This is a genomic window from Streptomyces sp. NPDC048442, assembly GCF_040651475.1.
GTDB lineage: Bacteria > Actinomycetota > Actinomycetes > Streptomycetales > Streptomycetaceae > Streptomyces.
Genome location: NZ_JBEZKB010000005.1, coordinates 99,870 through 114,480, shown reverse-complemented (window position 1 = coordinate 114,480; position 14,611 = coordinate 99,870). Strand labels below are relative to the sequence as shown.

Annotated in this window: 10 protein-coding genes; 6 read left to right on the top strand and 4 right to left on the bottom strand. The window is 70.7% G+C overall.

Annotated features, from left to right (window positions below):
• Genes AB0D18_RS10075 through AB0D18_RS10060 form a run of 4 tightly spaced genes read left to right on the top strand, consistent with a single transcriptional unit; the run spans position 1 to position 3,851 of the window.
• Entirely contained in the window at positions 1-918 is a 918-nt protein-coding gene (locus AB0D18_RS10075; RefSeq protein WP_362414930.1) for an SCO2523 family variant P-loop protein, read from the top strand.
• Entirely contained in the window at positions 915-1,886 is a 972-nt protein-coding gene (locus AB0D18_RS10070) for an SCO2522 family protein (RefSeq protein WP_362415309.1), read from the top strand. The genes AB0D18_RS10075 and AB0D18_RS10070 overlap by 4 nt, the downstream gene beginning before the upstream one ends.
• Positions 1,883-2,914 (top strand): SCO2521 family protein, encoded by a 1,032-nt coding sequence (locus AB0D18_RS10065; RefSeq protein WP_362414928.1) that lies wholly within the window; start codon positions 1,883-1,885, stop codon positions 2,912-2,914. The genes AB0D18_RS10070 and AB0D18_RS10065 overlap by 4 nt, the downstream gene beginning before the upstream one ends.
• A gap of 10 nt (positions 2,915-2,924) precedes the next feature.
• Positions 2,925-3,851, top strand: coding sequence for a hypothetical protein (locus AB0D18_RS10060; protein ID WP_362414926.1), 927 nt, complete (start codon positions 2,925-2,927; stop codon positions 3,849-3,851).
• A gap of 214 nt (positions 3,852-4,065) precedes the next feature.
• Here the strand turns inward: AB0D18_RS10060 and AB0D18_RS10055 are convergent, their stop codons facing one another.
• The 3 genes from AB0D18_RS10055 to AB0D18_RS10045 all read right to left on the bottom strand — a co-directional run bounded on the left by AB0D18_RS10055 (position 4,066) and on the right by AB0D18_RS10045 (position 11,306).
• Positions 4,066-5,526, bottom strand: coding sequence for a glutamate synthase subunit beta (locus AB0D18_RS10055; RefSeq protein WP_362414924.1), 1,461 nt, complete (start codon positions 5,524-5,526; stop codon positions 4,066-4,068).
• A complete protein-coding gene (gltB, locus tag AB0D18_RS10050) occupies positions 5,519-10,102 on the bottom strand; it encodes a glutamate synthase large subunit (RefSeq protein WP_362414922.1) in 4,584 nt (1,527 codons plus the stop codon). Before gltB ends, AB0D18_RS10055 begins: the two co-directional genes overlap by 8 nt.
• A 475-nt stretch (positions 10,103-10,577) precedes the next feature.
• Positions 10,578-11,306, bottom strand: coding sequence for a VIT1/CCC1 transporter family protein (locus tag AB0D18_RS10045; RefSeq protein WP_362414920.1), 729 nt, complete (start codon positions 11,304-11,306; stop codon positions 10,578-10,580).
• Between the two features lie 339 nt (positions 11,307-11,645).
• Here AB0D18_RS10045 and rbsK point away from each other — a divergent pair, with 339 nt between their 5' ends.
• Entirely contained in the window at positions 11,646-12,545 is a 900-nt protein-coding gene (gene rbsK, locus AB0D18_RS10040; RefSeq protein WP_362414918.1) for a ribokinase, read from the top strand.
• 123 nt (positions 12,546-12,668) lie between these two features.
• Positions 12,669-13,508: a CoA ester lyase gene (locus tag AB0D18_RS10035; RefSeq protein ID WP_362414916.1), complete on the top strand. Its 840-nt coding sequence runs from the start codon at positions 12,669-12,671 to the stop codon at positions 13,506-13,508.
• Between the two features lie 70 nt (positions 13,509-13,578).
• On the opposite strand, the gene lgt is transcribed toward AB0D18_RS10035, so the two are convergent.
• Positions 13,579-14,538 carry a prolipoprotein diacylglyceryl transferase gene (gene lgt, locus AB0D18_RS10030; RefSeq protein ID WP_362414914.1) on the bottom strand — a complete coding sequence of 320 codons (960 nt, stop codon included), beginning with the start codon at positions 14,536-14,538 and terminating at the stop codon, positions 13,579-13,581.
• Positions 14,539-14,611 lie beyond the last annotated feature (73 nt).

Below are 14,611 nucleotides of genomic sequence, written 5' to 3'. Positions count from 1 at the left end.
GTGCTCGTCTTCGCCGCGTCCGACAAGGGCGGCACCGGCCGCTCCGTCACCAGCGCCAACCTGGCCTACCGGCGGGCCCTGCGCGGGGACGACGTCTGCTATCTGGACTTCGACTTCGGCTCCCCGACCGCCGCCGCCGTCTTCGACGTCCCCGACGTCCTGCGCGGCGCCGCGTCCGGCGGTCTGCACAGCTATCTGCGGGGCGCGGTCGCGGAGCCGCTGCGCATCGACGTGTGGGACCGCTCCGAGCACGACTCGCTGCGCTACGCCCCGGCCGGTGCGGGCCGCCTGGTGCTGGTGCCCGGCGACCTGAGCGGCGGCGAGTTCGTCACCGGCAAGGAGGCCGTGAACCGGTGCACGAAGCTCTTCGCCCGGCTCGACGAGGAGTTCGACCTGGTCCTGGTGGATCTCAGCGCGGGCCGGTCCTTCGCGCTGGACATGGCGCTGGAGAGCACGGTCCGCCCCGAACTGCGCGGCACGCCCTGCCGCTGGCTGGTCTTCCACCGGTGGACCCGGCAGCACATCCTCGCCGCCGCCGGGCTGGTGTACGGCGCACGCGGGGTGCTCGCCAACGGGGCCGCGCTGGGACACGACCCCGACCGGCTGCGCGCCGCGCTGCGCTTCGTACGGGCGGTGGTCCCGGACCCCGACTCCCCCGCCGTCAAGTACGCCCGCCCGCCCCAGTCGGTGTGGATGCACGCGGTCAACCGCCGGCTGAACACGCTCGCCGCGGAGAACCAGCTCGGTCACGGCAGGGTGCTGGGGAGCATCCCCGAGGAGCCCGTCCTGAAGCTCCAGGAGCAGTTGATCACCGACGAGGACGTACTGGAGACCCAGGTGGCGAACCCGGAGACCCGCAACGCCCTGGAGCAGCTGGCCCGTCGGCTGGTCGACGACGCGGCCTGGGAGGAGTTCTGATGGAGTCCGTGTTCCGCGAGGAGACCGCGGACCCCCGTACCGAGTCCCTGCCGCTGTCCCATCTCTCCCTGGAACTGGGCCACTTGTACATGGAGGACTTCGCGGCGGGCCCGGAAAGGCTGCGCGCGCACTTCGAGGAGGTACGGCCGTGGGCGGAGGCGGCCCGCGCCGCCGCGGTCCGCACCCACGGCCGCCGGGCCCGGGTCTCCACCTGTTTCCTCGTCGACGACTACTTCAGCCGCCATGCCTCCCCCGAGCGGCTGCTGCCGATGCTGTGCGAGCAGGCCGAAGCCGCGGGCGTACGGATCGACTACCTGGTCCGCGAATCGGGCTGCGCGCGGGCCGGGGAGCGGGAACCGGCCCGCGCCGTGGAGGGGCGGCTCGTGGAGTCGCCGCCGCCCGGCAGCGACGGGTCCCGCCCGCCCGCCCGTGAGGTCGGCTGGCTGAGCAACGGCCAGCGCGGCCCCTCGGGGCACGACGGCGAAGCGGCCGAGGCGATGCGCGGCGCGCTGCCCGCCTGGGCGCCGCCCTCGGAGACCGGGGCCCGGCAGCACTCGGTGTTCCTGGACGTGGAGCTGTGGAGCGAGGAGGAGAAGGGCGAGAGGCTGTGGTCCTGTCCGTTCCTGGCCGGGGTGTGGCAGTTGCTGCGGCTGGGGATGCTGCGGCACGACGGGGCGGCGGTGCTGCGCGCCGAGGACTTCGGCGGCTCCTTCCCCGCCGACTGGGAGGCGCTCCCCCCGCTGCTGCGGCTCACCCCCCGGGCCCACCCCTTCGCCGCGTACCGCACCTTCTCCGTACTGCCCACCCGCTTCCTGCCCGTCGAGCACGCGGTACGGGTGCTGCTGGGCCAGGTGCACATCGAGGCGCAGGTCCGCGCACAGGTGGAGAAGCGAGCCGGGGGCGAGGGCCTGGTCCTGCCGCCGGAACTGCCCGACCGGGCGCACTACGCGTTCACCCTGGAGCCGTGACAGACGTGACGCGCACCGAAGAGGAGAAGGAAACGAGCGCCGAGGAGGTCGTCTTCTGCGGTGAGGTGCGCACCGCCCTTCTCCAGACGTCGCTGCCGCTGTCCCCGGACGCGTCCGCCCGCCTGCTGGGTCTGCGCCCCGACGAACCGGTGCGGGTGTCCGAGCGGCCCAACGCGTACGCCGTCTCCCCGGACCTGCTGACCGGCGTGGACTGCCAACTGCCCGCCTCGTCCGGCTCCCGGGTGCGCGGCGTGGGTACGGTCCGGGCCCACGCCGCACTCACCGGCGGGCGCGTCATCCAGGCCAACGCCCGTTTCCAGTACGTCACTTCGTCGTCCGGGCGGCTGCCCTGGAGCCACTACCTGGTGCGCCCCGGCGTGGTGGAGCGGCTGGGCCGCGCGACGGCCGAGGACCTCACCGCCGGATTCCTGACCGCCCCCGCCGGGGAGCCCGGCGTGCTGGACCCGGGCGCCATGGCGGAGCGCCTGCTGGAACGCGTACGGGAGCATCCGCTGCTGGACGGACAGCTGCCACTGAAGTCGCGGCGGACCCGGCTGCGCTGGGCGGTGCGCCAGGCGCCGCCGGGGGCCGCCCCGTCGGTGCACTTCACGATCGCCGACCAGGAGACGCGGACCCTGCTCTTGCTGCTGCCCGACCCGCCGGACCCCGAAGCGGTGGCCACCGTACCGGTCTTCTGTGAGGAACTCGCCCTGCACGACTGGCTGTTGACCACGGTGATACGGGTGGTGGAGCGCAGCGTGCTCGGCTCGCTGCCGGGTCCGGCGTCGGCGGAGCGGCTCGGTCCCGCCGTCAGCCAGCTGCTGCACCTGTGGATGCCGGGGGCCCGCAGCGGACGGGAACTGCCGGAGCTCTGGAACGGTCTGGAACGACAACCGGGCTTCACTCGCCAGTGGCAGACCCTCGTCCAGCGCATCCGCGACCAACTGGCCCTCCAGGCACTGTCGTTGCCGGGTGCCGCACCGCCGCTACCGCGCACCGTATCGTCCGCACGCCGCGCACCCACATAGGGGAGCTGAAATGAACGACGGAATACCACCCCTCCTGCAGAAGGCCATCGTCACCGTACTGGCCGGCGGCATCGCCTACGGGCTGACCTCCCTGGTCGGCGGCAAAGGCCCGGACAACGACCTGTGGAAGCTGACCCTGTCGGTGTTCATCGGCGGGGCGACCTTCATGCTCCAGTACCTGCACCAGGTGGAGAAGCAGCTGCGGAGTGCGGAGAAGCGCTTCGACAAGCACGCCCTGGAGGTCAAGGACACCGTCGGGCGGGGCATCGAGCGGGTCAACGACTCGGCCAGGCTGCTGCAGATGCTGGAGGACTCCTCGCTGCCGACGGACCAGGTCAAGGAGCTGGTGACGCAGGCGGCGCAGTTCCTCACCAGCACCCCGGAGATCGTGCACGCCTTCGCCCAGTCCGAGGTCACCCGGCTCGCCAAGCTGGTGCACGACCTGCGGTCCGGGGTGGCCAGGTATCCCGGCGAGGACCACGACTGGCTGCTGACCCTGACCCGCAGCGCCACCAGGACCATCGACGCCACCAGCACCTCGATCGACCAGGCGTTCTGGGGCACGGAGCTGGGCAAGAGCTATCTGCGCGCCCAGCAGGAGGCCATCAACGTGCCACGTCGCGTGGTGGTGCGGCGGCTGTTCATCGTGGGCGACGACCAGAGCCCCGACGACCCGGTCGTCATCGGGTTGCGCACCCATCAGAGCGCGCTGGGGATCGACGTACGGGTGGTGTCGATGACGGACCTGGACCCCAAGACCAAGCTGGAGCCCAAGTACAACTTCATCGTCTTCGACGACGCGGTGAGCTACGAGATGTCCCTGGCGGTGGGCGAGCAGCCCGAGCCGGAGATCGAGACGACGCTGATCACGCTGCTCCCCGAGGAGGTCCGCCAGCGCAAGCAGCGCTTCGAGACGCTCTGGAACCAGGGGACCTGAGCAATCCGGTCCTTCGCTCCCTGCGCTCCCGATCCAGGTCCCGGACGCGCCGCCCGGACGCGCCGCGGCGCCCGCCCCTTGTCCGGTCGGGGACGAGGTGGGGCGGGCGCCGCGTTCAGTTCCGCACGACGCTGGGCGGGACGAATGTGGGGTTTGTGCTCAGGACACCGTACGCCAGGTCGTACCGGCGGCGCACGGTCGGGGCATCACCGGATCAGACGGTCAGCGCACGGTCCGTCGGCTTCACCGGGGCCGGCAGCGCGCTGACCCCGGTGAGGTAGCGGTCGACGCCCCGGGCCGCCGAGCGGCCCTCGGCGATCGCCCAGACGATCAGGGACTGGCCGCGGCCCGCGTCGCCCGCCACGAAGACGCCGTCGACGTTGGTCGCGTAGTCGCCGTCGCGGGCGATGTTGCCGCGCTCGTCCAGGTCCAGGCCGAACTGCTGGACGAGGCCGTTGGCCTGGTCGGTGCCCGTGAAGCCCATGGCGAGGGTGACCAGCTGGGCGGGGATGACGCGCTCGGTGCCGGCCTTCTGCTCCAGCTTGCCGTCCTTGAACTCCACCTCGATGAGGTGCAGCGACTGGACGTTGCCTTCCTCGTCGCCCTCGAAGTGGGTGGTGGAGACGGAGTAGACCCGCTCGCCGCCCTCCTCGTGCGCGGAGGTGACCTTGTACAGCATGGGGAAGGTCGGCCAGGGCTGGCCCGGGTTACGGTCCTCGCCCGGCTTGGGCATGATCTCCAGCTGGGTGACGGAGGCCGCGCCCTGGCGGTGGGCGGTGCCCACGCAGTCCGCTCCGGTGTCGCCGCCGCCGATGACCACGACGTGCTTGCCCTCGGCGGTGATGGGGGCCACCGTCAGGTCGCCCTCCTGCACCTTGTTGGCGAGGGGCAGGTACTCCATCGCGAAGTGGATGCCGTTCAGCGAGCGGCCCGGGACCGGGAGGTCGCGGGAGACGGTCGCGCCCGCTGCCACGACCACCGCGTCGTACCGGCGGCGCAGCTTCGCGGCGTCGACGTCGCGCCCGATCTCCACCTCCGTACGGAACTTGGTGCCCTCGGCCCGCATCTGCTCGATGCGCCGGTTGATGTGCGACTTCTCCATCTTGAACTCGGGGATGCCGTAGCGCAGCAGCCCGCCGATGCGGTCGGCGCGCTCGTACACGGCGACCGTGTGGCCGGCCCGGGTGAGCTGCTGGGCGGCGGCCAGTCCTGCCGGGCCCGAGCCGATGACGGCCACGGTCTTGCCTGACAGGCGCTCGGGCGGCTGCGGGGTGACGTCGCCGCTGTCCCAGGCCTTGTCGATGATGGTGACTTCGACGTTCTTGATGGTGACGGCGGGCTGGTTGATGCCCAGCACGCACGCCGACTCGCAGGGAGCCGGGCAGAGGCGGCCGGTGAACTCGGGGAAGTTGTTCGTGGCGTGCAGGCGCTCGGAGGCGGCCCGCCAGTCCTCGCGGTACGCGTAGTCGTTCCACTCGGGGATCAGGTTCCCCAGCGGGCAGCCGTTGTGGCAGAACGGGATGCCGCAGTCCATGCAGCGGCCGGCCTGCTTGCTGATGATCGGGAGGAGGGACTTGGGAACGTAGACCTCGTTCCAGTCCTTCACACGGTCCTCGACCGGGCGGGTCTTCGCGACTTCGCGTCCGGTGGTCAGAAAGCCCTTGGGGTCAGCCATTGGTCGCCGCCTCCATCATCTTCTCGGTGGTCTCCTGCTCGGAGAGCCCGGCTGTCTCAGCGGCGGCCTTGGCGGCGAGCACTGCCTTGTAGGTGGACGGGATGATCTTGCTGAAGCGGGCGGCGGCGGCGGGCCAGTCGGCCAACAGCTTCGCCGCGACGGTCGATCCGGTCTCCTCCTGGTGGCGGCGCACGACGTCGTGCAGCCACTGCTGGTCGGAGGTGGACGGCGTCTCGATCGCGTCCAGGTTGCCGGCGTTGACGCATGTCCGGTCGAGGTCGATGACGTACGCGACGCCACCGGACATGCCGGCCGCGAAGTTGCGTCCCGTCTCGCCGAGGACGACGGCGTGGCCGCCGGTCATGTACTCGCAGCCGTGGTCGCCCACGCCTTCGGAGACGACAGTGGCGCCGGAGTTGCGGACGCAGAAGCGTTCGCCGGTGCGGCCGCGGAGGTACAGCTCGCCGCCGGTGGCGCCGTAGCCGATGGTGTTGCCCGCGATCGTGGAGTACTCGGCGAGGTGGTCGGCGCCCCGGTCGGGGCGGACGATCACGCGGCCGCCGGAGAGGCCCTTGCCGACGTAGTCGTTGGCGTCGCCCTCCAGGCGCAGGGTGACACCGCTCGGGACGAACGCGCCGAAGGACTGGCCCGCGGAGCCGGTGAAGGTGATGTCGATGGTGTCGTCGGGCAGTCCTGCGCCGCCGAACTTCTTCGTCACCTCGTGGCCGAGCATCGTACCGACGGTGCGGTTGATGTTGCGGATGGCGATCTGCGCGCGGACCGGCTGGGCGGCTTCGGCGCTGTCCGCGCCCAGGGCGTCGGCGGCCAGCTTGATCAGCTGGTTGTCGAGCGCCTTCTCCAGGGCGTGGTCCTGGACCGTGACCTGGTGGCGGACCGCGCCCTCGGGCAGCTCGGGCACGTGGAAGAGGGGCGCCAGGTTCAGGCCCTGGGCCTTCCAGTGGGTGACCGCCCGCTCGGTGTCGAGGAGTTCGGCGTGGCCGACGGCCTCTTCGAGAGTACGGAAGCCCAGCTCGGCCAGGATCTCCCGGACTTCCTCCGCGATGAACTGGAAGAAGTTGACGATGTGCTCGGCCTTGCCGGAGAACCGGTCCCGCAACACCGGGTTCTGGGTGGCGATGCCGACCGGGCAGGTGTCCAGGTGGCAGACGCGCATCATGACGCAGCCGGAGACGACGAGCGGCGCAGTCGCGAAACCGAACTCCTCGGCGCCCAGCAGCGCGGCGATGACGACGTCGCGGCCGGTCTTCAGCTGGCCGTCGGTCTGCACGACGATGCGGTCGCGCAGGCCGTTGAGCAGCAGGGTCTGCTGGGTCTCGGCGAGGCCGAGCTCCCAGGGGCCGCCCGCGTGCTTCAGCGACGTGAGGGGCGAAGCACCCGTACCGCCGTCGTGGCCCGAGATCAGGACGACGTCCGCGTGTGCCTTGGAGACACCTGCGGCGACCGTACCGACGCCGACCTCGGAGACCAGCTTCACGTGGATGCGGGCCGCCGGGTTGGCGTTCTTGAGGTCGTGGATCAGCTGAGCCAGGTCCTCGATGGAGTAGATGTCGTGGTGCGGCGGCGGGGAGATGAGGCCCACGCCCGGCGTCGAGTGACGCGTCTTGGCGACCCACGGGTACACCTTGTGGCCTGGCAGCTGCCCGCCCTCGCCGGGCTTCGCGCCCTGCGCCATCTTGATCTGGATGTCGTCCGCGTTGACCAGGTATTCGCTGGTCACACCGAAGCGGCCGGAGGCGACCTGCTTGATGGAGGAGCGGCGCGCCGGGTCGTACAGCCGGTCGGAGTCCTCGCCGCCCTCACCGGTGTTGGACTTGCCGCCCAGCTGGTTCATGGCGATGGCGAGGGTTTCGTGCGCCTCCTGGGAGATGGAGCCGTACGACATGGCGCCGGTGGAGAAGCGCTTGACGATCTCGGACGCGGGCTCGACCTCGTCGATCGGGATCGTCTGGCGGCCACTGCTGAAGCCGAAGAGGCCGCGCAGTGTCATCAGCCGCTCGGACTGCTCGTTCACGCGGGCCGTGTACTTCTTGAAGATGTCGTAGCGGCGGCTCCGCGTAGCGTGCTGGAGGCGGAAGACCGTCTCCGGGTCGAACAGGTGCGGCTCGCCCTCACGGCGCCACTGGTACTCGCCGCCGATCTCCAGACGGCGGTGCGAGGCGGCGATGCCGGAGGCCGGGTAGGCCTTGGCGTGCCGGGCGGCGACCTCCTTGGCGACGACGTCGAGTCCCGCGCCGCCGATCTTGGTCGCCGTACCGTTGAAGTACGTGGCGACGAAGGCCTCGTCGAGGCCGACGGCCTCGAAGACCTGGGCGCCGCGGTACGAGGCGACGGTGGAGATGCCCATCTTCGACATGACCTTCAGGACGCCCTTGCCGAGGGCGTAGATCAGGTTCCTGATGGCCTGCTCGGCGTCGTCCGTCTCCATGAAGGTCCCGGCGCGGACCAGGTCCTCGACCGATTCCATCGCGAGGTACGGGTTGACGGCCGCGGCTCCGTAACCGATGAGCAGCGCGACGTGGTGCACCTCGCGGACGTCACCGGCCTCGACCAGCAGGCCCACCTGGGTGCGCTGCTTGGTGCGGATGAGGTGGTGGTGCACGGCGGAGGTGAGCAGCAGCGAGGGGATCGGCGCGTGCTCGGCGTCGGAGTGCCGGTCGGAGAGCACGATCAGGCGGGCGCCGGCCTCTATGGCGGCGTCGACCTCGGTGCAGATCTCCTCGATACGGGCGGCCAGGGCCTCGCCGCCCCCGCCGACCCGGTAGAGACCGGACAGCGTCGCGGCCTTCATTCCGGGCATGTCGCCGTCGGCGTTGATGTGGATGAGCTTGGCCAGCTCGTCGTTGTCGATCACCGGGAAGGGCAGTGTGACGCTCCGGCACGACGCGGCGGTCGGCTCCAGGAGGTTGCCCTGCGGGCCGAGCGAGGAGCGCAGGGAGGTGACCAGCTCCTCCCTGATCGCGTCCAGCGGCGGGTTCGTGACCTGCGCGAACAGCTGGGTGAAGTAGTCGAAGAGCAGCCGGGGGCGCTCGGAGAGCGCCGCGATCGGCGAGTCCGTGCCCATGGAACCGAGCGGCTCGCCACCGGTGCGCGCCATCGGCGCGAGGATGACGCGCAGCTCTTCCTCGGTGTAGCCGAAGGTCTGCTGGCGACGGGTGACGGAGGCGTGCGTGTGCACGATGTGCTCGCGCTCGGGGAGATCCTCCAGCTCGATCTCGCCGGTCTCCAGCCACTGCTCGTACGGGTTCTCGGCGGCGAGCGAGGCCTTGATCTCGTCGTCCTCGACGATACGGCGCTCGGCGGTGTCGACGAGGAACATCTTGCCGGGCTGCAGGCGGCCCTTGCGGACGACCTTCGCGGGGTCGATGTCCAGGACGCCGACCTCGGAGGAGAGGACCACGAGGCCGTCGTCGGTGACCCAGTAGCGGCCGGGGCGCAGACCGTTGCGGTCGAGTACGGCGCCGACCTGGGTGCCGTCCGTGAAGGTGACGCAGGCCGGGCCGTCCCAGGGCTCCATCTGGGTGGCATGGTACTGGTAGAAGGCCCGTCGGGCCGGGTCCATGGATTCGTGGTTCTCCCACGCCTCCGGGACCATCATCAGCACGGAGTGCGGCAGCGAGCGGCCGCCCAGGTGCAGGAGTTCGAGCACCTCGTCGAAGGACGCCGAGTCGGAGGCGTCCGGCGTACAGACGGGGAAGATCCGGTCCAGCTTCTCGGCGCCGAAGAGCTCGCTGGCGAGCTGCGACTCGCGCGCCTTCATCCAGTTCCGGTTGCCCTTGACCGTGTTGATCTCGCCGTTGTGCGCGACGAAACGGTACGGGTGGGCCAGCGGCCAGGACGGGAAGGTGTTGGTCGAGAACCGGGAGTGGACAAGCGCGACGGTCGTGGCGCAGCGGCGGTCCGAGAGATCCGGGAAGAACGGCTCCAGCTGCCCGGTGGTCAGCATGCCCTTGTAGACGAGGGTGCGCGCGGAGAGCGACGGGAAGTAGACACCGGCCTCACGCTCGGCACGCTTGCGCAGGACGAAGGCCTTGCGGTCCAGTGCGATGCCTTCGTTCTCACCGTCCTCAAGGCTGTGCTTGCCTGAAACGAAAAGCTGCCGGAAGGTCGGCATGGTGGCGCGCGCACCGTTGCCCAACAGGGCGGGAGTGACGGGGACTTCACGCCATCCGAGGACGGTGAGCCCCTCTTCGCCCGCGATCGTCTCAATGTCCGAGACGGCCTCGGCGGCTGCCGCGTCGTCGGCGGGCAGGAAGGCGATGCCGACCGCGTACGCACCGGCTGCCGGGAGCTCGAAGTCCGTGACCTCGCGGAGGAAGGCGTCCGGGACCTGGAGCAGGATTCCGGCGCCGTCGCCGGAGTCGGGCTCGGAGCCGGTGGCACCGCGGTGTTCGAGGTTCCGCAGCACGGTCAGCGCCTGCTCGACCAGCTCATGGGAGGCCACACCGGTGAGCGTGGCTACAAAGCCGACGCCGCATGCGTCGTGCTCATTGCGGGGGTCGTACAGCCCCTGCGGGGCAGGGCGACCGTCCATGGGCGACCAGGCGTGGGTACGCATCGGCACTCCCGTCGTCGTCGTGGCATAGGCAAATACCGAGGGACGACACTGGCCCTCCGCGAAATTTCGTGCAGGTTACATGATGGCTGGCTTCTCGCGAAGTGGATAGCTCATTCCATCATGCGGACATCGCGCGCAGTGATTGAACACGGCGCGGTGGATGTGGTGCCGAGGTGGGCAGACCGCCACCTGCGGGACCGTAGCGAAGCAAGCATCATTGCCTGCGGCGCTTACGGCTCATGCCCGGTGGTCAACTGGACGAAACCGATGAGTAACGGCTACTTATGCGCCACCTTGCATATAGCCACATCCTAAGCGGAGTGTCCCTGATCCGCGCCGGGGCGTACGTCACACTCCCGACACGTCCGCGTCGACTCGCAGAAACCCCTGGCGGGACCGCTTTCGCGACCCACCAGGGGTTCCTCACGTACAAACCTCACAAATGGCGTGTTCGGTACACACCGGACGAACGAAGCTAGACCGCCGCCCCGAAGAGCGCCCCGAGCCCGTACGTCACCGCGGCCGCGGCCCCGCCGAGTCCGAGCTGCCGCAGCCCGCTGAACCACCACGAGCGCGCGGTCACCCGGGACACGACCGCTCCGCACGCGAAGAGCCCGAAGAGTGCGAGCAGTACGGCGGGCAGCAGCGAGGTCGCACCCAGCAGGTACGGCAGCACGGGCAGCAGCGCCCCGAGCGCGAACGCGCCGAACGACGAGACGGCGGCGACGAGCGGCGAGGGAAGGTCGTCGGGATCGATCCCCAGCTCCTCCCGCGCGTGGATCTCCAGCGCCTGCTCGGGATCGCGCGACAGCTGCTCGGCGACCTGTCGCGCGAGGTGCGCCTCCACCCCGCGCGACTCGTACAGCGCCGCCAGTTCTTCCATCTCGTCTTGTGGGTGCTTCCTCAACTCCCGCCGCTCGATGTCGAGTTCGGCCTGCACGAGCTCACGCTGCGAGGCCACGGAGGTGTACTCCCCTGCCGCCATCGAGAACGCACCGGCGGCCAGTCCCGCCAATCCCGTGATCACGATGGTCTGCTGCGAGACCGCCCCGCCCGCGACACCGGTCATCAGCGCCAGGTTGGACACCAGCCCGTCCATCGCCCCGAAAACGGCCGGACGCAGCCAACCGCCGTTCACATCACGGTGGGTGTGGTTGTCGCGGTGCGCCACGTGCAGTGTGGCTTCGGTCTCGATGATGGCCATGCCGGATTCCCCGTACCCCTCTGTGCATCCTGCGGCCGGGGAACGCCCCGACGAGATCGAAACTACGCACGATTCGAAGCTGGCGCTAGCAAGGAAGGCCGTACTTACCTGGTACGGAGGGGTGTTGACCCGAAGCTTCAAAGGCAAGCCTTTCCTCACTTGACGGCGGGCCCGGCCATGGCGAGCGGCGTTCCGCCACGACCGGTTGCCGCGCCCGCGGCAGTCGACCGGGTGACACGTGGAGCGTGGCCGAGCCGCTACCGGGCGCGGGTGTGCGGAGATTTCCCCATGGATCCGATGACACGACCGGCGGCTGCCCACCGAGAGGCCCTGAGACAGATGACACCCACACCCAGCATCGTCGTCCTCGGCAGCACCAACATGGATCTCGTCGCGTACGTCGCCAAGGCCCCGGCCGGCGGCGAGACCGTCACCGGCCGGGAGTTCCGTACCGTGCCCGGCGGCAAGGGCGCCAACCAGGCCGTGGCAGCCGTACGCGCCGGGGGCGAGGTGACGATGATCGGCGCGGTGGGCAACGACGACTTCGGCACCCGCATCCGCAGCGCCCTCGAACACTCCGGCATCGACACCGACTCCCTGCGCACCGCCGAAGGCCCCTCCGGCACCGCTCACATCGTCGTGGACGACAACGGCGGCAACTCCATCGTCGTCATCCCCGGCGCCAACGGCCTCGTCACCGAGCTCGCCCCCGGCGACGAGGCCGTCATCACGAGCGCGTACGCCCTCCTCCTCCAGCTCGAACTCCCCCTGTCCGCCGTCACCGCCGCCGCTCAAGCGGCCCGCCGGCACGGCGTACGTACGATCCTGACCCCCGCCCCGGCAGCGGCCATGCCGCCCGGACTCCTCGCCGCCACCGACCTGTTGGTGCCCAACGAGCACGAGGCCGCCGCCCTCACCGGGCTCCACGACCCGCTGCTCGCCGCCCGCGCCCTCCTCGACGACGTACCGGAGGTGGTGGTCACGCTGGGCGCGGCGGGCAGCGCGTACGTCAGCCGGGGCGCCCCCGATCCGGTCTTCGTACCGGCCGTCCCCGCCGAGCCGGTCCTCGACACGACCGGCGCAGGGGACACCTTCGTGGGCGCGCTCGCCGTCGCGCTCGGCGAGGGGAAGCCGATGCCGGAGGCCATGCGGTGGGCGTCGGCCGCCGCGGCCCTGTCCGTCCAGCGCCACGGCGCATCGACCTCGATGCCGTACCGCCAGGAGATCGACGCCCTGTGACCCCACCGGCGACGTGACGGCCGAACCCCCGTACGCCGCCCTCGACACCCTCCCCGAGGTCCCCGAACTCGGCCGCTCCCCCGCCGAGATCACCTCCCTGCGCGAGACCGGAGCCACCCGCTGATGACCACGCCCACCCCGTACGCCCCCGTCGCTCCCCTCACCTGGCTGTACGTTCCCGGAGACCGACCGGAGCGAGTCGCGGGTGCCCTCGTCTCCGGGGCCGACGTCGTCATCATCGATCTGGAGGACTCGGTCGCCCCCGACCGCAAGGAGTACGCCCGCGCCGCCACCGCGGACTTCCTCTCCGACGTGCCGCCGGTCCCCGTGCACGTACGCCTCAACCCCCTCGCCTCGCCCCTCTCCCATGCCGACCTGCACGCCCTCGCTCCCTGCCCCGGCCTCTCCGGGCTCCGTCTCCCCAAGGTCTCCGACTCGGCCGAGGTCCGCCGGATCGCCAACCAGACACCCCAGACCCCCCTCTACGCCCTCCTGGAATCCGCCCTCGCCATCGAGCACGCCCACCACATCGCCACCGCCCACCCCTGCCTCGCGGGGATCGCGCTCGGCGAGGTCGACCTCCAGGCCGACCTGGGCGTACGGGACGAGGCAGGGCTGGCGTGGGCGCGCAGCCGGGTGGTGGTCGCGGCGCGGGCGGCGGGCCTCGCGCCGCCCGCCCAGTCCGTGCACACCGACGTCACCGACCTCGAAGGGCTCGCCGCGTCCTGCGCCCTCGGCCGCACCCTCGGCTTCTTCGGACGTACGGCGCTCCACCCGCGCCAGCTCCCGGTCATCCAGCGGATGTACCTCCCCACTGCCGAGGAGATCGAGGAGGCCGAACAGATCCTGAAGACCGCCGCCGACCACGAGGGCGCGCACACCCTCCCCGACGGGCGGTTCGTGGACGCGGCGGTGGTGGCGGCGGCACAGCGGACGCTGGAGGTCGCCAGGCGGGACTTCTGACCCCGGACACGACAGGGCCGCCGGAGCCGTACTGGCCCCGGCGGCCCTGTCACCGCTTGCTTCTTGCCGCCTACTTGTCCTTCGCGTCCTCGGGCTTGGCTCCTTCGAGCTTCGCGTCCTTCTTGGCCTTGGTCAGGAGCGCACCGCCCTCGGCCTTGTCCGCCTCACCGGAGGCATCCGCATCCGCATCCGCGACGGCCTCCGCCGCGGTCTGCGCACCTTCGCGGTCCGGCTCCACGATCTCCTCGCGGCCGGGACGCAGTCGCGCCGACAGCACGAGGTAGACCACGGCCAGGATGAAGCCGAAGATCGCCGTCCACACGTTGAGCCGCAGACCCAGGATGTGGTGGGCGTCGTCGACGCGCAGGTACTCGACCCAGCCGCGGCCGACGCAGTACAGGGCGACGTACAGCCCGAAGACCCGGCCGTGACCGAGCTTGAAGCGACGGTCGGCCCACACGATGACGGCGGCGACGCCGAGGCACCACAGCGACTCGTAGAGGAAGGTCGGGTGGTAGAGACCCGACTCCTCCCCCTTCGTGATCTTGAGCGCCCAGGGGAGGTCGGTGGCCCGGCCGTACAGCTCCTGGTTGAACCAGTTGCCCCAGCGGCCGATGGCCTGCGCGATGACGAGGGCGGGGGCCATGGCGTCGGCCCAGGCCGGGAGCGGGATGCCGCGACGGCGGCAGCCGATCCAGGCGCCGACCGCGCCGAGGGCGACGGCGCCCCAGATGCCGAGGCCGCCTTCCCAGATCTTGAAGGCGTCGACCCAGTTCTTGCCTTCGGAGAAGTAGAGCTGGTAGTCGGTGATGACGTGGTAGAGCCGTCCGCCGACGAGGCCGAACGGCACTGCCCAGACGGCGATGTCCGCGACCGTTCCCGGCTTGCCGCCGCGGGCGATCCAGCGCTTGTTGCCGTACCAGACGGCCACGAAGACGCCGATGATGATGCAGAGCGCGTAGCCGCGCAGCGGGAGGGGTCCGAGATGGATCTCACCGGCCGCCGGGCTGGGAATATAGGCAAGGTTCATGGCGGAGTCGACGCTACCTTGCCGGGCAGGCGGCACGGCAACCCACCCTGCAACGTATCCGTAACGGGGGGCG

Coding starts and splice junctions, on each gene's coding strand:
- lgt (WP_362414914.1), bottom strand. CDS start 14,538: ATGAACCTTGCCTATATTCCCAGCCCGGCGGCCGGTGAGATCCATCTC.
- AB0D18_RS10035 (WP_362414916.1), top strand. CDS start 12,669: ATGACCACGCCCACCCCGTACGCCCCCGTCGCTCCCCTCACCTGGCTG.
- AB0D18_RS10045 (WP_362414920.1), bottom strand. CDS start 11,306: ATGGCCATCATCGAGACCGAAGCCACACTGCACGTGGCGCACCGCGAC.
- gltB (WP_362414922.1), bottom strand. CDS start 10,102: ATGCGTACCCACGCCTGGTCGCCCATGGACGGTCGCCCTGCCCCGCAG.
- AB0D18_RS10055 (WP_362414924.1), bottom strand. CDS start 5,526: ATGGCTGACCCCAAGGGCTTTCTGACCACCGGACGCGAAGTCGCGAAG.
- rbsK (WP_362414918.1), top strand. CDS start 11,646: ATGACACCCACACCCAGCATCGTCGTCCTCGGCAGCACCAACATGGAT.
- AB0D18_RS10060 (WP_362414926.1), top strand. CDS start 2,925: ATGAACGACGGAATACCACCCCTCCTGCAGAAGGCCATCGTCACCGTA.